Genomic DNA, 19,513 nt, shown 5'->3' on the forward strand with positions numbered 1-19,513 from the left:
GTGGGGTGCCTGGATGGTCATCGCAGCGCTGCCGCCAGCGCCCGATACCATGATGCGAAGGGGCTGCTGCAACCATGCGATCTGCCGCGCATTGCAAAGACGGCGCGGTGGCGGCGCGTTTTTGCAGGTATACGCCCATGAGCTGGGACGACGCTGTCGATGGCGTGGACCGCGACACGCCGGGCGGGCGCATGCCGCGCGGCTGGAATGTGGCGGCACGGCTGCGCGCGGCCAACGACGACATCGTCCATGCGCAGCACGCCGACGGCCTGCCTGGCTATGCCGAGCTGCATTGCCTGTCGGACTTTTCGTTTTTGCGTGGCGCCTCCAGTGCCGAGCAGTTGTTCGCGCGTGCGCAACACTGCGGCTATAGCGCACTGGCGATTACCGACGAGTGCTCGCTGGCCGGCATCGTGCGTGGCCTGGAAGCGTCGCGTGCCACCGGCGTGCGGCTGATCGTCGGCAGCGAATTCACGCTCGTCGATGGCACCCGCTTCGTCCTGCTGGTGGAAAACGCACACGGCTATCCGCAGTTGTGCGCGCTGATCACCACCGCGCGGCGTGCGGCAGGCAAGGGCGCGTATCGACTCGGGCGTGCCGAGGTCCAGGCGCAGTTTCGCGATGTCGTCCCCGGTGTGTTCGCGCTGTGGTTGCCCGGTGCGCAGCCGCAGGCAGAGCAGGGCGTCTGGCTGCAGCAGGTGTTCGGCGAGCGTGCCTTCCTGGCAGTGGAACTGCATCGCGAACAGGACGACGCAGCGCGTCTGCTTGCCTTGCAACTGTTGGCCCAGCAACTGGGCATGACCGCATTGGCCAGTGGCGATGTACATATGGCGCAGCGGCGCGAGCGCATCGTGCAGGACACCTTGACTGCCATCCGCCACACCACCCCGCTGGCAGAGTGTGGGGCGCAGCTGTTCCGCAACGGCGAGCGCCACCTGCGTACGCGGCGTGCCCTGGGCAATATCTATACCGATGCGCTGTTGCAGGCCACGGTGGAGTTGGCGCAGCGTTGCACCTTCGATATTTCCAAGATCAGCTATAGCTATCCCAAAGAATTGGTGCCGGAAGGGCATACGCCCACCAGCTACCTACGCCAGCTCACCGAGGACGGTATTCGCGAGCGCTGGCCGGACGGCATCTCGACCAAGGTGCGCGAAGACATCGAAAAGGAGCTCGCGCTGATTGCGCTCAAGCGGTACGAGGCGTTTTTCTTGACCGTGCAGGACGTGGTGCGGTTTGCGCGCTCCAGACAGATTCTCTGCCAGGGGCGCGGCTCATCGGCCAATTCGGCGGTGTGTTATGCGCTGGGGATCACCGCAGTCAATCCAGACGAAACCCGCTTGCTGATGGCGCGTTTTCTCTCCGAAAAACGCGACGAGCCCCCGGACATCGACGTCGATTTCGAGCACGAACGCCGCGAGGAGGTGCTGCAGTATGTCTACAGCAAATACGGACGCGAACGCGCGGCGTTGGCGGCGACGGTGATCTGCTATCGCGGCAAGAGTGCCGTGCGCGACGTGGCCAAGGCCTTCGGCCTGCCGCCGGACCAGATCGCGCTGCTGGCCAACTGCTACGGCTGGGGCAATGGCGACACGCCGATGGAGCAGCGCATCGAAGAGGCCGGGTTCGATCTGGCCAATCCGCTGATCAACAAGATTCTTGCGGTGACCGAACACCTACGCGATCACCCGCGCCATCTGTCGCAGCATGTCGGCGGCTTCGTCATCTCCGACGAACCCCTGTCGCTGTTGGTGCCGGTGGAAAACGCGGCCATGGCCGACCGCACCATCATCCAGTGGGACAAGGACGACCTGGAAACCATGAAGCTGCTCAAGGTCGATTGCCTGGCGCTGGGCATGCTGACCTGCATCCGCAAGACGCTGGAGCTGGTGCGCGGCCACCGCGGGCGCAAATACACCATCGCCACGCTGCCATGCGACGACAAGCCGACCTACAAGATGATCCAGCGCGCCGACACGGTCGGCGTGTTCCAGATCGAGTCGCGCGCGCAGATGGCGATGCTGCCGCGGCTCAAGCCTGCGGTGTTCTACGATCTGGTGATCGAAGTGGCGATCGTGCGCCCCGGCCCGATCCAGGGCGATATGGTCCACCCGTATCTGCGCCGCCGGCAGGGCCGCGAAGAAGTGAACTATCCATCGCCGGAGGTGGAGGACATCCTCAAGCCAACACTGGGTGTGCCGCTGTTTCAGGAGCAGGTGATGGAGCTGCTGATGCACGCTGCCGATTACACCGAGAGCGAAGCGGACAATCTACGTCGCTCGATGGCGGCCTGGCGGCGCGGCGGCGACATGGAACAGCACCGCGCGCGGGTGCGTGAGCGCATGCAGGGCAAAGGCTACGCCTCCACCTTCATCGACCAGATCTTCGAACAGATCAAGGGCTTCGGCTCCTACGGCTTCCCGCAAAGCCATGCCGCCTCGTTCGCCAAGCTTGTCTACGCCAGCTGCTGGCTCAAGCGCCACGAGCCGGCGGCCTTTGCTTGCGGGTTGCTCAATGCGCAGCCGATGGGGTTCTACTCGGCCAGCCAGATCGTGCAGGATGCACGCCGCGGCAGCCCCGAGCGCGCGCGCGTGGAGGTGTTGCCGGTGGATGTGCTGCACAGCGAGTGGGACAACACGCTGGTCGGTGGCCGGCCCTGGCATAGCGACGAAGACCCTGGCGAACAACCGGCGATCCGGCTGGGCATGCGCCAGGTCGCCGGGTTATCGGAAGTGGTGGCCACCCGCATTGTCGCGGCACGCATGCAGCGGGCCTTCGCCGATATCGGCGATCTGTGCCTGCGCGCCGCACTCGACGAAAAGGCGCGCCTGGCCTTGGCCGAAGCCGGCGCCTTGCAGGGCCTGGTCGGCAACCGCAATGCCGCGCGCTGGGCGATGGCCGGCGTGGAAGCGCGCCGGCCGCTGCTGCCAGGCAGCCCGCAGGAACGCGAGGTGGAGTTTGAAGCACCGCGCGCAGGCGAGGAGATCCTGGCCGATTACCGTTCGGTCGGTTTGAGCCTGCGCCAGCATCCGATGGCGCTGCTGCGCCCGCAGATGCAGCAGCGGCGCATCCTCGGCCTGCGCGACCTGCAGGGCCGTCGCCACGGCAGCGGCGTGCATGTGGCCGGGCTGGTCACCCAACGGCAGCGCCCGGCCACCGCCAAGGGCACCATCTTCGTCACCCTGGAAGACGAACACGGCATGATCAACGTCATCGTCTGGTCGCATCTGGCGCTGCGCCGCCGCCGTGCATTGCTCGAATCGCGCCTGCTCGCCGTACGTGGCCGCTGGGAGCGCGTGGACGACGTGGAGCATCTGATTGCCGGCGACTTGTACGACCTCAGCGATTTGCTCGGCGAGATGCAGCTGCCCTCGCGCGACTTCCATTGAGGCAGGGCGGCAAAGGCCGCATGTCGCGTGACCACGCCCGGCGCTGCTCGGTGCAAGCGCCGAGGGCCGCTGCGTGCTGGCGGTGCGATGCATGTGCACTCGCTCGCCCATCCGAGCTGACCGCCAGGTGGTGCCAGGTGATGCCAGGACCGATCGAGGTGGGCGCCAGCGCGCAATCGCAGTACCTGCGTCGGTCGGTCGGATGTCGCCGCCTGCCAGCGACGCGTCGCAAGCAAGGGTGACGCCGGGCAGGATTGGCGAGGTTGCTGCAGATACCGCTTTTCAGCTCGGCCCGGTGGCGGTCATCGCCGCGGAACCGGCCCGTGTTACACCAGGGAGGGCGTCCCGCCTGGCCGGACCGAAACCGTTGGCAACCGACTGTGCGGCGGCGGCAGGCGCAGTGTTCGGGATCGGCGGCATCGGACGTACACTTCGTGGCTTGCGCGCCGTCCGCACCGGGCCGACCCGCGCTCCCGTTGTCAGCCACACTCATCACCATTGACCTGCGAGGCGATCATGAAGTTGGAGGCGTTGTTTGACCAGTTGCACACCTTGCCCACCGTGCCCAAGGTGGCGCAGGAACTGATTGCCCAGTTCGACAATCCCAATACCAACATCGATGTGTTGGCGCACACCATCGAGCGCGATCCGGTGATCGCTGCCAAGGTGTTGCGCCTGGCCAATTCGGCGCGTTTCCACGGCTTGCGCGATTCCACCAGCGTGGAAGACGCCGCAATGCGCCTGGGCTTCAACACGCTGCGCACCCTGGTGCTGGCCTCGGCCATGACCGGCGCCTTTCGCGCCGGCCCCGGCTTCGATCTGAAGTCCTTCTGGCGCCACAGTTTCGAGGTGGCCGGCATTTGCCGCCTGCTGGCGCGCCAGCACGGCCTGGATCCGGAAACCGCCTTCACCTGCGGCATGATGCACAACATCGGCGAGTTGCTGATCCAGTCCGGCGCGCCGGAGTATGCCGGCCGCATCAATCACGAGACCTCATCGGCCGGCCACGCCGCCGAGGAAACCCTGCAGCTGGGTTTCGGCTACCCGGAGGTGGGCGCCGAACTGGCGCGCCGTTGGCAGTTGCCTGCGGTGATCCAGCAGGCGATCGCCTACCAGGTCCGCCCAGCCGCCGCTCCGGACGGTGCGCCGATGGCGCTGGTGGTTGCGCAGGCAGCCCAGGTGTCGGATGCATTGCATGCGCATGCCGGTGCCACGCCGGCCGCACTGGACGCGCTGCGCGGGCCGTTGATGGATAGCGTGGATCTGGATGCCTTGTTCGCGGCGCTGCCGGACGTGATCGAAGCCGATCGCGCGTTTGCCGAGCTGCTGCACTGAGGATCGGCCCCGTCAGGGGCTGCGCACGCGCGCCGCTGCGTCATTCCAGGCGCAGCGGCTCGAACGCGCAGTCCTTGAGGCTGCGAGTACAGGCGTAGAACTGATCTTCTCCGGGTGCCGGTGGTTGATCGAGCAGCCAAACAGCGGGATGTTGGAGCGCGACGATCAGGTTGCGTGGCGTTTGTGGCGTTTGCTGGTCGAAGTAGGCCAGGTCGACATCCTCGCCGGTGGGCAACGCATAACTGCAATTGACCAGCACACCCGTGCTGGTCGCTGTATCGGACCGCTTGCCGTAGTACAGCACCGAGGACAGATGGCGCGGCATGCCGGCGTTGGCTTGTGGCGTACTGGACCACTCGCCACGTCCGGAAGCCACTTCGATCCGCGCATGGGCACGGTAGCGGCCGGCCGCGTAACGCACCGCTGCAGGGGCGGGCACCGCGTGCCGTGCGCAGCAGGCTCGTTGCCGAATGCGCCGACGCTTGGCAGCGACAGCAGCATGCCGGCCAGCAGGGAAGCGCTCAATGGATGGTGCATTGTCGGGACCTCTCGGCATGCGGCTGCGTGCTGGTGCGGGGGGCGTGTCGATGGAGATCGGCCAGCGCAAACAGCATCGGCCGACTGTGGGGAGCGCGCTCCCGCTAGGGCGGGGCCGTAGAGCGAGGGTGCCGATCGCCACGCTCCCGGCCGGCGTTCGAGGCGAATCGATGTCGACACCGGCGTACCGACCTGGCCTCGCTGCACCAGGCCAACGCATCGATGGCGTAGTCCGGAGCATGCCCGCTGCGCCTGTGCTCATGGATGGTGTTCCACCCGCCACAGTGGGCACACTGTCACGCCGCGCCGCAGCTGGACTCGCGTCGGCCCAGGCGCTAGCGTGGTACGGATTTTTTGCCCACAGGGGAATGCCCAATGAGCCACGACGCGCAACCGCGCCAGCTCACCTTCCGCGCCGTCGTGCTGGCCATCGTGCTGGCGGTGGTGCTTTCGGCCGCCAACGCTTACCTCGGCCTGTTCGCCGGTTTGACCATCGCCACCGCCATCCCGGCGGCGGTGGTGTCGATGGGCGTGCTGCGCCTGCTCGGCGGCGGCACCATCCTGGAGAACAACATCGTCCAGACCGGTGCCTCGGCCGGTTCGTCGATCGCGGCCGGGGTGATCTTCACCATCCCCGCGCTGGTGATCATGGGCTACTGGCCGGACTTCAAGTACTGGTGGGTGCTGGGCATCGCCGGCATGGGCGGGTTGCTGGGCGTGCTGTTCTCGGTGCCGCTGCGGCGCTCGATGATCGTGGAAGACCCGCTGCCGTTCCCCGAGGGCAAGGCTGCGGCCGAGGTGCTCAAGGCCGGCGAAAATCCCGGCCCGGGCCTGAAGATCCTGGCGGCCTCCGGCGCCATCGGCGCGCTGGTCAAGCTCGCCGCCGCCAGCGGCCTGCGCGTGATCCCGGACACCTGGGCGCAGGCCACCTACCTGGGCAGTAGCCGTCTGGTGGGCTATATCGGCACCAACCTGTCGCCGGCGCTGCTGGGCGTGGGCTACATCGTCGGCTTGAACGTCGGCATCGTGGTGTTGTCCGGTTCCATCCTGTCCTGGCACATCGCCATCCCGCTGTATCAGCAGTTCTTCATGGGCTCGGACCCGGCGCTGGCACAGAGCCTGGCCGGTGCGCCGGCAGCCGATGCCGCGTTCGGTATCTGGGGTGCGAAGATCCGCTACCTCGGCGTCGGCGCGATGCTGATCGGCGGCGTGTGGACCTTGTTCTCGCTGCGCAAATCGCTGTTTTCCGGCGTCAAGAGCGGCTTTGCTGCCGCACGCAAGAGCGGTGGCGGCGTGGTCGCCGAGACCGAGCGCGACCTGCCGATGAAGTGGATGCTGGTGGCGCTGGTGCTGTGCACCTTGCCGCTGCTGGGCCTGTATCAGGCCATCGTGCAGCAGTGGCACGTGTCGATCCCGATGACCATCATCATGATCGTGGCCGGCTTTCTGTTCGTGTCGGTGTCGGGCTATCTGGCCGGGCTGATCGGCTCGTCCAACAACCCGGTGTCGGGCATCACCATCTCCACCATCCTGTTCGCCTCGGCGGTGCTGGTGCTGTTGCTGGGCAAGGACGGTCTGGTGCCGGTCGGCATCGGCGCCGCACCGCTGGGCGCGGTGGCGGCGATCATGATCGGCGCGGTGGTGTGCTGCGCGGCGGCGGTGGGCGGCGACAACCTGCAGGATCTCAAGGCCGGTTATCTGGTCGGCGCCACGCCGTGGAAGCAGCAGCTGATGCTGGGCATCGGCGCGTTCTCGTGCGCGCTGATCATGGCGCCGGTGTTGAACCTGCTGGCCCAGGCCTACGGCATCGGCCCCGCCACCCCGCAGCACCCCAACTCGCTGGGCGCGCCGCAGGCCACCTTGATGGCCTCGGTGGCCAAGGGCCTGTTCGGCGGCCAGTTGCCGTGGACCATGATCGCCATCGGAGCGGTGGTGGGTGCGGCGATCATCGCGCTGGACGAATGGTTGAAGGCCACCGGCAAGCGCTTCCGCGTGCCGGTGCTGGCCGCGGCGATCGGTATCTACCTGCCGCTGGAGCTGATGGTGCCGATCTTCATCGGCGGCCTGATCGCGCATCTGGTCGAGCGCTTCCACAACATCCGCGCCGACGACGAAGACGGCCGCGATCGGGTGCATCGTCCGGGCGTGCTGTTTGCGGCCGGCCTGATCACCGGCGAGGCCTTGATGGGAATCGCGATCGCCGTGCCGATCGTGCTGTCCAGCCGCGCCGACGTGCTGGCGCTGCCGGCTGCCCTGCAGCTCAATCAGTGGGTTGGCCTGGCTATCCTCGCCGTGGTCGGCTGGCTGCTGTATCGCGTCGGCAAGCGTGGCGAACAGGCGGCCTGAGCCTGTTACAGACACGGCGCATGCGATGCATGCGCCGTCCTGGCGGGCGCGCAAGGCGACCTGCCCGCAGCGCCTGCCGCTGCCCTCTGCAACCTAGCCACGCATCGCCGCGGCAGCCCCCCTCGGCCGTCCACGATGGCGCTTGCTGGTCTGCAGCCAGCCTTTGCGCCGGCTTTATGCCAACTCCGGCGCGCATGCATAGCGCCTTTATGCCGCCGCTCCGTATCGTGCCGTCTCCCGCACGGATGATGCGTTACGGCTGCCGCATGACTCGATCGACCCCGCTGATCTCCGCGCCGTAGGCCATCGCGCCGCCGCTGCTGCCTGGCAAAACCGTTAGCCCAATCACACTGCGTCTCTTCCGGCGCGCGGTTGCGGTCGCTTTTTGTCATACGAGCTCGACAGTTCGATAGGATCGACCGGACGCTGCCATCCCGGCGTCGTGCAGTCGATCCACCTCTCCACGTGCATTCCCCCTCACTCACTGCTGGTCTGTCGTGTCATCGATCCAGCGCTCTGCCATGGAGTTACTGCAATGCTGACTGTTATTTCCCGTTCCTCGTCCCGCGTACGGCGCACCCCTCTGCTGGCCATCGCCGTGGCCGGCGTGCTGTGCGGCATGGCCACTCAAGCGCAGGCGCAAGACGCCACCGATGCGCCGCTGTGCACCGATCGGCCGACCAAGGCCAATTCCACCTGTACCGTGCCGACCGGCGCCTGGCAGCTGGAAACCGACATCGGCAGCTACACCCGCGACAGCCAGCCCGGCACACGCATCGAAACCTCGGTGTTCACCAATCCCACGCTCAAGTACGGCGTCAGCGACCGCATCGACCTGCAGCTCAACTGGGCGCCGCAGCTGCAGGTCAAGACCACCGATCGCGCCACCGGTGCACGCAGCAGCCTGAGCGGCGGCGGCGACATCTATCTGCGCATGAAGGCGCGCTTCTACGAAAGCGATACCGCTACCGTTGCGGTGCTGCCGTTCGTCAAGGCGCCGACCGCGCGCACCGGCCTGGGCAACGACGAATGGGAAGGCGGCGTCGCTCTGCCGATCAACTTCGCCTTGCCCAACAGCTTCTCGTTGACCTTCGGCCCGGAGGTCGACTGGCTGGCCGACAGCGATGGCAGCGGCAAGCACGTCGCGGTGATCAATGCGATCAACCTGGCGCGCCCGTTGACGCCGAAGCTGTCGATGGCGGTGGAAGTGTGGTCCTCGATCAATCGCGACCCCGCCGACACCATCGAGCAGTATTCGGCCGACATCGCCGCTGCGTATCTGATCAACCCGCTGTTGCAACTGGACGTGGGCGCCAACTTCGGCCTCAACGACCGCACCCCGGACGCGCAGGTGTATGTGGGCATGTCGCACCGCTTCTAGGAGTGGCCAACAAAACGTAGCGAGCGGTTCTCAGGTGGGTGTGGACAGCGCGGAGGAACCGGAGTGTACGAGTGGTACATGAGGGTTCCGACACTGGCCACGCCCGTCTGGCGGTGAGCACAGTCGTGTTGTTGGCGGTTCTTCGCCGCAGGACGGGCCAGGGGCAGGGTGGGCTGCCGTCCATGCACACCCCGTCTCGTCGTGCATGGCCAAGTCCGTCTGCGTCACGCCAGGCGCTGCCGCTCGTCGCGCAAGGCTGCGGTGCACTGCCGCAGTGGAAGCCTTTCTCGATGTAGCGACCGCCAGTGCGCCCACCGTGGCAATCACCTCTCCAACGCAGCGCGCAGGAGGCAAGCGGACCTGGGCGGCGTGACCGGCCTCGCTGCCCGCATGAACCATGCCGTCATGCGCGCCAGCCATTCGCGTTTGACGTCACCTGCCTTGGCGTCTGGTCGTCGCGCCCAGGCGCGCAATCCCCTGCACGAGGCGATGCCCACGCGACCGCACAGGCAGACCCAAGCGCAAGCCTTTGCGCGTGCGCTGCAGCAACGCCTACCATCGACGTTTTGCCGTTGCAGGAATCTCGATGAAGCTGCGTCACGCCGTGCTGCCTTTGTGTCTGTTGGCTGTCTTGCCAACCCTTGCCGCTGCGCGCGGTTTCGATGTGCGCGACATGGTCGCGCTGGATCGGGTGTCCTCGCCCACGCTCAGCCCCGATGGCAGCGTGGTGCTGTTCGCCAAACGCCAGGCCAAGACCGCCAATGGCAAGCCGGCCACCGGCCTGTGGGTGCGCAATCTGCGTACTCGCGATCTGTCGCCGCCCAAGCGGCTCACCCCGGAAGGCTGGAACGTCAACAGCCCGGCGCTGTCGCCCGATGGCAAGACGGCGTACTTCCTCAGCAGCAAATCCGGCAGCCAGCAGCTGTATGCGCAACCGCTGGCCGGCGGCACCCCGCAGCAGCTCACCGCGTTTGCGGTGGACGTGGACAGCTACAAGCTTTCCCCGGACGGCAAGCGCATCGCCTTCAGTGCGGGCGTGTTTCAGGACTGCGGCTCGGACCTGGAGTGCACCAAGAAAAAGCTCGCCAGCGTAAAGAATGCCAAGGCCAGCGGCGTGGTGTACGACCAGCTGTTCGTGCGCCATTGGGACACCTGGAACGATGGCCGTCGCAACACCTTGTTCGTCTCCGAGCTGCCCGCAACCGGCGCCAAACCGGTGGTTGGTGCCTCGGCGATCAGCGCCACGTTGGCGGGCGATGCACCGTCCAAGCCGTTCGGCGGCAATGACGACTACACCTGGTCGCCCGATGGCAGCAGCGTGGTTGCCAGCGTGCGCATCCCGCAGCCGCATGGTCCGGAGGCCGGCAAGAATGCCAAGGCTGCCGCCAAGTCCACCGGCAACGACGAGCCGTGGCAGACCAACTTCGACCTGTACCGCCTGGATGCGGCCGGCAAGGCGGCGCCGGTCAATTTGACTGCCGCCAACCCGGCCTGGGACGCCGGCCCGGTGTTCAGTGCCGACGGCAAGACGCTGTACTACCGCGCGATGAAGCGCCCGGGTTTCGAGGCCGACCGTTTCGGCCTGATGGCGATGGATGTGGCCAGCGGCAAGACGCGCGAGATCGCGCCAAAGTGGGATCGCTCGGCCGGTGAAATCGTCCTTGCCGATGACGGCAGCAGCATCTACACCAGTGCCGATGACCTGGGCGAACATCCGCTGTTCAAGATCGACATCGCCAGCGGCGAAGCGACCAAGCTGGTGGGCGAGGGCAGCGTGCATGCGCCGACGCTGGCCGGCAGCACGCTGGCGTTCACCCGCAACTCGCTCAAGAGCGGCGACCAGGTGTTCGTCAGCGACGTGCAGGGGCAGGGCCTGCGTGCGATCACCCAGAGCGCCGGCGAGCTGCTGCCGGACGTGCAGTTCGGCGACTACGAGCAGTTCCAGTTCAAGGGCTGGAACAACGACACCGTGCACGGCTACGTGGTCAAGCCGTACAACTACCAGGAAGGCAAGACCTACCCGGTTGCGTTCCTGATCCATGGCGGGCCGCAGGGCAGCTTCGGCAACGGCTGGAGCAACCGCTGGAATCCGCAGACCTACGCCGGCCAGGGCTACGCGGTGGTGATGATCGACTTCCATGGCTCCACCGGCTACGGCCAGGACTTCACCGACGCGATCAGCCAGCATTGGGGCGACCGCCCGCTGGAAGACCTGCAAAAAGGCTGGAGTGCTGCGCAGAAGCAGTACGGCTTCCTCAACGGCGACAAGGCGTGCGCGCTGGGTGCCAGCTACGGCGGCTACATGGTCTATTGGATGGCAGGCAACTGGAACCAGCCGTGGAAGTGCCTGGTCGATCACGACGGCGTGTTCGACAACCGCACCATGGGCTACGCCACCGAGGAACTGTGGTTCAGCGAGTGGGAAAACGGCGGCACCCCGTGGCAGAACCCGGCCGGCTACGAGAAGTTCAACCCGGTGCTGCACGTGGACAAGTGGAAAGTGCCGATGCTTGTCATCCACGGCCAGCAGGATTTCCGCATCCCGGTCGAGCAGGGCCTGGCCGCGTTCACCGCGTTGCAGCGCAAGGGCATCGACTCCAAGTTCCTGTACTTCCCCGACGAGAACCACTGGGTGCTCAAGCCGGATAACAGCGTGCTATGGCACGACACGGTCAATGCCTGGTTGAAACAGCATATCGGCCAGTAGTGCTTTAAAACACCGGCATGCCGCCTTGCCGCGGCGTGCCGGTGTTTTTTTGTGTCGCGGTCAGTCGCCGCAACAGACGGGTGCCGCTGCCGATCGAAGATTCGGCAACTGCGTATTGCCCAGGAATGGCTGGTGTCGCGTTAAAGCCGCTGATAAACCTGCTGTGCTACCGCCAGGTGGGCGCCACCGGCGCGAGGGGCAGCATGTCCCACTCGTAAACGCCGGTTTCTCCGCGCCGTCCCCCCGACAACTGCTCGCCAAGTCTTTTGGCCGCGGTTCGATGCTGGAAAGGCAGGTTGTTGCAGCGCTCGCTCAAGCAATACCTTGTGCCGCCGATATGGTCGCAGTCGAGTGCGCTTGCGGCTCGCTGCTGGATAACCGGTGATGAAATGGCTGTTGAGCGCCTGCGGGCAGCATCGCCCCGTCGTCATGTCGGCGTGTCAAAATAGCGCTTCTTTAACTTTCCCCATCCCTGCCAGGATCGCAAGGATCTTTTGCATGCGCACGTTCGTCCGCCCAGCCTTCCTTGGACTTGCCCTCATCTTCAGCCCTGCCTGGAGCGCCGCACCGCGGCCTGCGGCGGCGGTGACTGCACGTGCGCCTGTGACTGCGGCGCCCGCCGTTGCCAACGCGACGGACGCCGACAACAGCGAGCTGCTGGTGCCGTTGCCGGCGACCCTCAAGCCAGGCATGAGCTATCGCGCGTTTTCGCAGGCGATCGCCGCGCAGGGCTGGCAGCCGGTCGACCCGCTGGCGGCAGATAGCTGCATGGCCGCGGGCGACTGCGCAATCGAATTCGTAGCGCCTACTGCCGGTGCGCGTCTGCGCGTACAGGTGGGCTCGCAATCGGGTGCGGCAGTGGTGCAGGCCTGGGCAGCGCGGCGGACGCCGGCCGATCGCATGGGCGCCACCAGTGCGTCCATCGACGCTCCGAAGGACGCCCCGGCTGCAGTCAGCGGCGCTGTGGCCGAACAGCCGCGCTGAGCGTCTGCCAGCGTAGCGACAGGCGCGGCGTATCATGCGGTTGCGCACCGGTGGTGCGTGCAGGCGCTGGTGCGTCACTGCAACGTTGCGCCTCTCCTGGCCCCGAGTCTCTCGTACCGCATGAATCCTCCCGCATGAAGAGCATCGATCCTGCCGATCTGGAAGCGCTGTTCGATGCGGTGCCGGACGTGTTGTTCTTCGTCAAGGACCGCGAGGGTCGCTATACCCACGTCAACCAGACCATGTTGCGGCGCCTGGGCCTGAAGTCGCGCAAGGAATTGATCGGCAAGCGCGTTGCCGAGGTTTACCCGAGCGGACTGGGCGCCAACTACGCCAATCAGGACGAGCAGGTGCTGGCCGGTGAGGTGATCGACAACCTGCTGGAACTGCATCTGTTCGCCAATCGCGAGCCGGGCTGGTGCCTCACCTGTAAACGCCCGCTGCTGGTCGACGGCAAGGTGCAGGGCATCATCGGCATCTCGCGCGATCTGGGCCCGCAGGATGGGCACGAATCGCAGTACGAAAAGCTCCGCCTTGCCTTGGCATATCTCAATGCCAATTACGCGCAAAACGTGCGCATGCAGGCATTGGTGGAGATCACCGGGTTTTCGATGTCCAAGCTGCAACGCTCGTTCCGCAAGGTGTTCCAGCTCACGCCACAGCAGGTGCTGGCCAAGTTGCGCCTGCAGATGGCCATGCATTTGCTGCATGGGAACAAGAGCCTGACCGAAATCGGCCATGCCTGCGGTTTCAGCGATCAGAGCGCGTTTGCCCGGCAGTTCAAGCAAGCGGCGGGCATGACGCCGCGCGAGTACCGCGCGCTGGCAACTGTGCAGCAATACGTACCGCTGCCTGCGCTCGAATGACGGGCTTCGCCGTTGCGCGCATGCGCTATCGAGGGAAGAAATGACGCATCTGCAATGGATTGAGTCAGGAGGTGGGCCGCTTGTTCTCCTGCATGCGACGTCTTTGTCCGACTGGTCGGGCACTGGGCCTTCCTTAAGCCACAGCGGCACGACCGACTACGCGCGTGCCTGCATGATCGATGACGAACTCGGTCTGGTGGAGGCCGCCTCCGGCTACGCGTTGGTGCTGGGCGATGAGCCCGATCGGACGTCGCTGATCGAACGCGATGCGGCGGTATTCATTGTCCGATGGCGCTGGGCGCCGTCGGAAGATGCCTTGCTGTCAGCGCTGTACAGTGCGCTGCCTACGCTGGAATTCGCTGTGGCAGGAATTTTTTCCACGCGTCCTGGCGCGCACGTTCTGTTCGATTCCGCGGCGCCTGGTGCGCATGTGGATGCGGACAGGTCCGACGCGCTGGGTATCAGCCTGGCGGTGCCGCGGCTTTCACTTGCAAGCGCAGCCTTCCAGCCCTCCTCCAAGATCTGCGCTCTGATTCATCGCCTCGCGCCTGACGACACCAGCGCAGCTGGCTGAGGTCGATCGGGACGCCTGCTGCGACTAATCATTCTTGATCGTTCTCTCAGGTTCTGAGGTGGCATCGATGTATTGATGCATCAGAAACCGGGTTCCAAGCAGTCATGCGAACTGCCTGGCCGAACAACCCGCTCCACTCTCTGGCGGCTGTTCCCCGCTCTTGGACACCTGCTACACGCAGGCGATAAGGCGACAGGTATTTCTCTGCAATACGCCCCCGGGCGCGAGCGACATCCATGACGTCACCAGTGTCCGGGGGCGCGGTTTGCGTTAACGCGGTCATGCCAACATGCGCACCTTCGGTTCGCGTGCCCATTGGCGGGTCTTGGCTGCGGCGATGAAGGCTTTGGTGTCGGCAGCCGGGACGATACCGGCATCCTTGCCGACATTGCCTGCCTTGAGCAGCAGCTGCGCGCCATCGTCGAAGGCAATCGCCTTCAAATGCGCCCAGGCATTGCTGACGAAGTCCAATGCCGCAGATTCGTTGGTCAGCAGCTTTGCCGCTTCCGACGACAGCAACACGGCCACCGCATCGAACACGATCGACGGTGTGCCGGCCAACTGGCCATCGGCGGCCAGCTGCTTGCCATCGCTGAGTTTGGCGCCGCCGAGTTTGGGTGCGACGATCTTCACCGTTGCGCCGGCTGCTTCGGCGGCTTTGCGCACGGCCTTGATCGCCGCGGCATCCGATCCGTCGTGGATCAGGATGCCCACCGTGCGTCCCTGCAAGGTGTCTTTCATCTTGCCGATCAATTGCAGCGCAGGCGACAGCGGCATGTCGGTGGGCGCAACCGCTGCAGGAGGTGCGGGCGGCAGCTTGGTCATCCCCATGCCGTCGGCCACGCGCTGTGCCAATGCCGGGTCGACATGACGCAGATGACCCACGATGGCTTCGCGCACATGCGCGGTTTCGACCTTGGACAGTTCAAACACCAGCGCCGACGCCATATGCGCCTGCTCCGGTGCCGTCTGGCTGCGATAGAACAGCCGTGCCTGGCTGTAGTGGTCGGCAAAACTCTCTGCGCGCACGCGGCCCTTTGCGCCATCTTCCGCAGGCGTGGCATGGCTGGGGAATCCACGCAGCGCCTCACGCGGCGCATCGGCCTGCAGCGAACTGGGTTCGTAGGCAACGCGTCCCTTCGGTACACCCATCTGCATATGCCCATCGCGCTGGTTGTTGGCGAACGGGCACTTGGGCGCATTGATCGGGATCTGATGGAAATTCGGCCCGCCCAGACGGCTCAGCTGCGTATCCAGGTACGAGAACAGACGGCCCTGCAGCAGGGGATCGTTGCTGAAATCGATGCCGGGAACGATGTTGGCCGGGCAGTACGCCACCTGTTCGGTTTCCGCAAAGAAGTTGTCCGGCCAGCGGTCCAGCACCATGCGGCCGACGATCTGCAGCGGCACCAGTTCCTCGGGAATGACCTTGGTCGAATCCAGATGGTCGAACGGGAATGCCTCGGCTTCGGCCTCGGTGAACAGCTGTACGCCAAGTTCCCACTCCGGGAAGTCGCCGTTTTGAATCGACTCGAACAGATCGCGTCGCTGAAAGTCGGGGTCGGCACCGGCCAGCTTCACTGCCTCGTCCCAGATGGTCGACTGCAGGCCCAGCTTGGGGCGCCAATGGAACTTGACGAAGGTGCTCTCGCCGGCTTCGTTGAGGAAGCGGAAGCTGTGGATGCCGAAGCCTTCGATCATGCGCAGCGAGCGCGGGATGGTGCGGTCGCTCATCGCCCACATGATCATGTGCATCGATTCGGGGGTGAGCGAAATGAAATCCCAAAACGTGTCATGCGCGCTGGCTGCCTGCGGGAAGCCGCGGTCCGGTTCCATCTTCACTGCATGGATCAGGTCCGGGAACTTCATCGAATCCTGGATGAAGAACACCGGGATGTTGTTGCCCACCAGATCCCAGTTGCCTTCCTTGGTGTAGAACTTCACCGCGAATCCGCGCACATCGCGCGGCGTGTCCACCGAGCCGGCGCCACCGGCGACGGTCGAAAAACGCGTGAACAACGGAGTCTTCTCGCCGACCTCGGTAAAGATCTTGGCGGTGGTGTACTGACTCAGCGATTTGGTCAACTCGAAGTAGCCATGCGCGGCGCTGCCGCGCGCATGCACGATGCGCTCGGGGATGCGTTCGTGATCGAAGTGGGTGATCTTCTCGCGCAGGATGAAGTCTTCCAGCAACGTCGGCCCGCGCGGTGTGGCGCGCAGCGAATTCTGGTTGTCGCCAACCGGAATGCCCTGGTTGGTGGTCAATTGCGGATGCGAGCCGCCGGCTTTCTGATGCAGTTCGTCGCCGGTGCCGCGCAACTCGTGCGCGTTGGCGGAACTACCGACAGAAGGAACCTGTGCGGATTTGCTTGGGGATTTGGCCATGGGGGACTCCACGTTGGCGGGCTTGAGGATGCGGGCTATCCAACCGAGCCTGGGAGTGGCGCTGTTAAACGGATGTGTCTACATGCGAGCAAACACTCACACGCGTGCGCTTTGCATGGCCAAGCGTGCGCGACCGCGCGTTGTGCATTGCCAGCAGGCCACATGCGTAATTCGAAGCCGCCACATCCACCGCGATGCACGACCCAGCGTGCGGATCTACAACAGATCCAGCGGCTGTTTGCGCGTGGGCGGCGGGAACGCGCTATCCAGGGCGGCAAGATCCTGCGCATCCAGCTGCAAGGTACACGCCGCGGCGTTTTCACGCACATGCGCGGGTGTGCCCGATTCGGGGATGGCGATCACCTGGCCGCTGCGGATCGCCCACGCCAATGCCACTGCGGTGGCTGCCACGCCACGTCGTGCGCCGATGGCATGCAGCACCGGATGATCGAGCAAGGCGCGGCTACCCAGCGGCGAGTACGCCATGACCGTCACCTCATGCTCGGCGCACCACGGCAGCAGATCGAATTCGATCCCGCGGCTGCCGGCGTGATACAGCACTTGATTGACCAGGCAGCGCTGTCCGCCATCGATGCGCCACAGATCCTGCATATCGTCCACATCGAAATTCGACACGCCCCAATCGCGGATCTTGCCGGCGTCGCGCAAGGCTTCAAACGCCGCGACCACCTCGGCAAGATCGCTGCCGCCGCGCCAGTGCAGCAGGTACAGATCCAGCGTACGTACGCCGAGCCGCTGCAGGCTGGCTTCGCAGGCGCGTGCAATGCCGCGCGCGCTCGCATTGCCCGGCAGCACCTTGGACACCAGATACGGTGCCTGTGCGCTGTCGATGGCCTGGCCAATCAACTGCTCGGAACGGCCGTTGCCGTACATCTCGGCGGTGTCGATCAAGCGCATGCCAAGCTGCTGGCCGGTCCGCAACGCCTCGATCTCCTGTTGTGGCGGATGCCGGCCCTGGCCCAGATTCCACGAGCCCAGGCCAAGTGCAGCGACACGACGCCCGGTGCGCAGCAGCACCTCGGGACAGGGGGATGAGATGGATGTGGACATGGAACACTCCCGTAACGTTGATTGCAGACAACTGAGCGACGCCGACACTGCGGCACCCGCATCCGCGTCGCCGACGCATTTCGCTGCGGCGACGAGACCCTCATCGTTGACCATCGCCTGTGAGGTCCGGCTGATGCTGTTGCATACGCGACGGTAGCGGGAGTGCAGCAGCCTGTGCATGTGCATCCCAGAACGCGCAGCGGTGCCGCTGTACGAAGTCGGGTGTGGTGCCGATCCTGCGCGGGGACAGTGTCAACGGCATGTCGCCCTCCAGGCGCGGCCACAGCGGTCGTCCGCCACCGTTGGGATCGCCAGTGCGGGCGAACGCACCCCAATAGTCCTGGAACGTGTTGGAAAACGCCTGTTGCGCGGCACTGAACTGCGGGTCGCCACTGAGCACCCAGGGGCGCTGGAACAGGTACACCAGCTCGGAGGCGTGATACGCGCCCAATGGGCGCGAGAACGGCAGGCGCCACAGGCCGTATGGCGCCTGTGGGTCGTCGAACTCATACGCATACACCGCCACATGCGTGCGCAACGCTTGCCCGAGGCGCCGCGTGGGGCAGGCGAAGCCGCCGTCGGTGACGATGTCGGCAAAGGCCTCCCAGCGCGATTGCGCCGCGACATCCGCATAGTGCGCCATGATCGGCGCCGGTGCCGCATACATGCGCTGGATGCGCGCCTCATAGCCGCTGCGCAGCGTCAGCTTGCCGATGTAGGACAGCAGTTGGGCGAACAGACGCCCCTCATCGCGGTTGTTGCCGAGCAGTACCGGGACCTGCACATGCTGCGCACCGGCAATCGCCTCGGCGGGCGCCAGCGGCAGCACATCGCCGCCTGCCATCGGCGCCCAGGCGTCGCTGCCGGTCAGGCCGCGGCGTTGCGGTGTTGCATCGGCCAATGCATCGGCAGGAAGCCCGCGCAGGCAGGCTGCAGCATCTGTGTCATCTGTGCATCCCAGCGCGTGCGCCATGCGGGTGCCGCCGCTTTCGGCCTGCTGGCGTGCCACGCTCGAATCGGCGGCCAGGCAGCTGCCGCTCTGCAGGATCGCGCGCTGAAACAGGCCGCGCGCGCCCGGCGAGGCGAGCTGGTAACAGATGCTCCATGCGCCGGCGGATTCACCGAAGACGGTGACGTTGTACGGGTCGCCTCCGAAGGCGGCGATATTGCGTTGCACCCAGCGCAATGCGGCCTGTTGATCGAGCAATGCATATGCCCCTTCGCCTTCTTCGCGCAGACCCGGATGCGCGAAGAATCCGAAGACCCCCAGCCGGTAGTTGGGCGCCACCACGATGACGTCCTGCCGCGCCGCCAGTGCACTCAGGTCGTAGTCGACATTGCTGCCCAGCTCCAGCGCGCCGCCGTAGATCCACACCATCACTGCGCGCGGATGTGCCGGCGCCGGGCCGGGCGGGGCGTAGATGTTCAAGGTGAGGCAGTCTTCGGAGAGGTTCTTTTGCCCGAAGCGATAGCGCGACAGGCAGGCTGGTCCGGCTTGTGTTGCCTCGCGTACATCCTTCCAGGCCGTTGCCGGCTGCGGCGCGCGAAAGCGCAACGCGCCCACCGGCGGCGCGGCGAACGGCACGCCCAGAAATGCCTTGCCTTGTGCGCTGGCCGCACCGCGCACCACGCCCGCATCGGTGCGCACCAGCTCGGCACGCGCATCGGGCGCATGCACCAGTGCCGGCACTTCGCCGGGGCGGCGCGGTGCGCAGCCGATCAGCAGGCCGGTTGCCAACAGCAAGGTGCCGAGATGTTTCAGTGCAGGCATGTGCAGGGATCTGCCATGTGGGGAGGGCGTTGGCCATCATGCCCATCGCACGTGTAGGCGAGGCAAACGCACGCGCCGTGCGTGCGCGGCATGCGTTGGGAGCCGCGTTCTGCGATGGCTCTGAAACAAGCCAGTGCAGGCGCACACCCTCTGCAAATGCGATGTCG

The 19,513-nt window shown here is 65.6% G+C and carries 12 protein-coding genes and 2 other RNA genes; 9 read left to right on the forward strand and 5 right to left on the reverse strand.

Annotation, left to right across the window (positions count from 1 at the left end):
* Nucleotides 1–137 precede the first annotated feature (137 nt).
* A complete protein-coding gene (locus FHY18_RS07490) occupies nt 138–3,389 on the forward strand; it encodes an error-prone DNA polymerase (RefSeq protein ID WP_259153184.1) in 3,252 nt (1,083 codons plus the stop codon).
* A gap of 516 nt (nt 3,390–3,905) precedes the next feature.
* Nucleotides 3,906–4,724 carry an HDOD domain-containing protein gene (locus FHY18_RS07495; protein WP_259153185.1) on the forward strand — a complete coding sequence of 273 codons (819 nt, stop codon included), beginning with the start codon at nt 3,906–3,908 and terminating at the stop codon, nt 4,722–4,724.
* Between the two features lie 40 nt (nt 4,725–4,764).
* Here the strand turns inward: FHY18_RS07495 and FHY18_RS07500 are convergent, their stop codons facing one another.
* On the reverse strand, nt 4,765–5,163 hold the full coding sequence (locus FHY18_RS07500) for a DUF3757 domain-containing protein (protein ID WP_259153186.1): 399 nt from the start codon (nt 5,161–5,163) through the stop codon (nt 4,765–4,767).
* 473 nt (nt 5,164–5,636) lie between these two features.
* On the opposite strand from FHY18_RS07500, the gene FHY18_RS07505 reads away from it, so the two are divergent.
* On the forward strand, nt 5,637–7,607 hold the full coding sequence (locus FHY18_RS07505; RefSeq protein WP_259153187.1) for an oligopeptide transporter, OPT family: 1,971 nt from the start codon (nt 5,637–5,639) through the stop codon (nt 7,605–7,607).
* A 535-nt stretch (nt 7,608–8,142) separates the two neighbouring features.
* Nucleotides 8,143–8,988, forward strand: a complete 846-nt coding sequence (locus FHY18_RS07510) for a transporter (RefSeq protein ID WP_259153188.1) — start codon at nt 8,143–8,145, stop codon at nt 8,986–8,988.
* A gap of 4 nt (nt 8,989–8,992) precedes the next feature.
* On the opposite strand, the gene FHY18_RS07515 is transcribed toward FHY18_RS07510, so the two are convergent.
* A non-coding RNA gene (locus FHY18_RS07515) (sX9 sRNA) lies at nt 8,993–9,068 on the reverse strand.
* 506 nt (nt 9,069–9,574) lie between these two features.
* On the opposite strand from FHY18_RS07515, the gene FHY18_RS07520 reads away from it, so the two are divergent.
* The 5 genes from FHY18_RS07520 to FHY18_RS07540 all read left to right on the forward strand — a co-directional run bounded on the left by FHY18_RS07520 (nt 9,575) and on the right by FHY18_RS07540 (nt 14,119).
* The gene (locus FHY18_RS07520; RefSeq protein WP_259153189.1) at nt 9,575–11,695 is read left to right on the forward strand and encodes a S9 family peptidase; all 2,121 of its coding nucleotides are present in this window, start codon (nt 9,575–9,577) and stop codon (nt 11,693–11,695) included.
* A 203-nt stretch (nt 11,696–11,898) separates the two neighbouring features.
* Nucleotides 11,899–11,967, forward strand: a non-coding RNA gene (locus tag FHY18_RS07525) — sX9 sRNA.
* A gap of 226 nt (nt 11,968–12,193) precedes the next feature.
* Nucleotides 12,194–12,679 (forward strand): hypothetical protein, encoded by a 486-nt coding sequence (locus FHY18_RS07530; protein WP_259153190.1) that lies wholly within the window; start codon nt 12,194–12,196, stop codon nt 12,677–12,679.
* A 134-nt stretch (nt 12,680–12,813) separates the two neighbouring features.
* On the forward strand, nt 12,814–13,545 hold the full coding sequence (locus FHY18_RS07535) for an AraC family transcriptional regulator (RefSeq protein ID WP_259153191.1): 732 nt from the start codon (nt 12,814–12,816) through the stop codon (nt 13,543–13,545).
* A gap of 40 nt (nt 13,546–13,585) precedes the next feature.
* Nucleotides 13,586–14,119, forward strand: coding sequence for an immunity 21 family protein (locus tag FHY18_RS07540; RefSeq protein ID WP_259153192.1), 534 nt, complete (start codon nt 13,586–13,588; stop codon nt 14,117–14,119).
* A 279-nt stretch (nt 14,120–14,398) separates the two neighbouring features.
* Here the strand turns inward: FHY18_RS07540 and FHY18_RS07545 are convergent, their stop codons facing one another.
* The 3 genes from FHY18_RS07545 to FHY18_RS07555 all read right to left on the reverse strand — a co-directional run bounded on the left by FHY18_RS07545 (nt 14,399) and on the right by FHY18_RS07555 (nt 19,346).
* The gene (locus FHY18_RS07545; RefSeq protein ID WP_259153193.1) at nt 14,399–16,504 is read right to left on the reverse strand and encodes a catalase; all 2,106 of its coding nucleotides are present in this window, start codon (nt 16,502–16,504) and stop codon (nt 14,399–14,401) included.
* Between the two features lie 216 nt (nt 16,505–16,720).
* Complete coding sequence (locus tag FHY18_RS07550; RefSeq protein ID WP_259153194.1) at nt 16,721–17,575, reverse strand: aldo/keto reductase; 855 nt, start codon at nt 17,573–17,575, stop codon at nt 16,721–16,723.
* 100 nt (nt 17,576–17,675) lie between these two features.
* Nucleotides 17,676–19,346: a carboxylesterase/lipase family protein gene (locus FHY18_RS07555; protein WP_259153195.1), complete on the reverse strand. Its 1,671-nt coding sequence runs from the start codon at nt 19,344–19,346 to the stop codon at nt 17,676–17,678.
* Between the last annotated feature and the right edge of the window lie 167 nt (nt 19,347–19,513).

The organism is Xanthomonas sp. 3793 (assembly GCF_024806835.1).
GTDB classification, from domain to species: Bacteria; Pseudomonadota; Gammaproteobacteria; order Xanthomonadales; family Xanthomonadaceae; genus Xanthomonas; species Xanthomonas arboricola_F.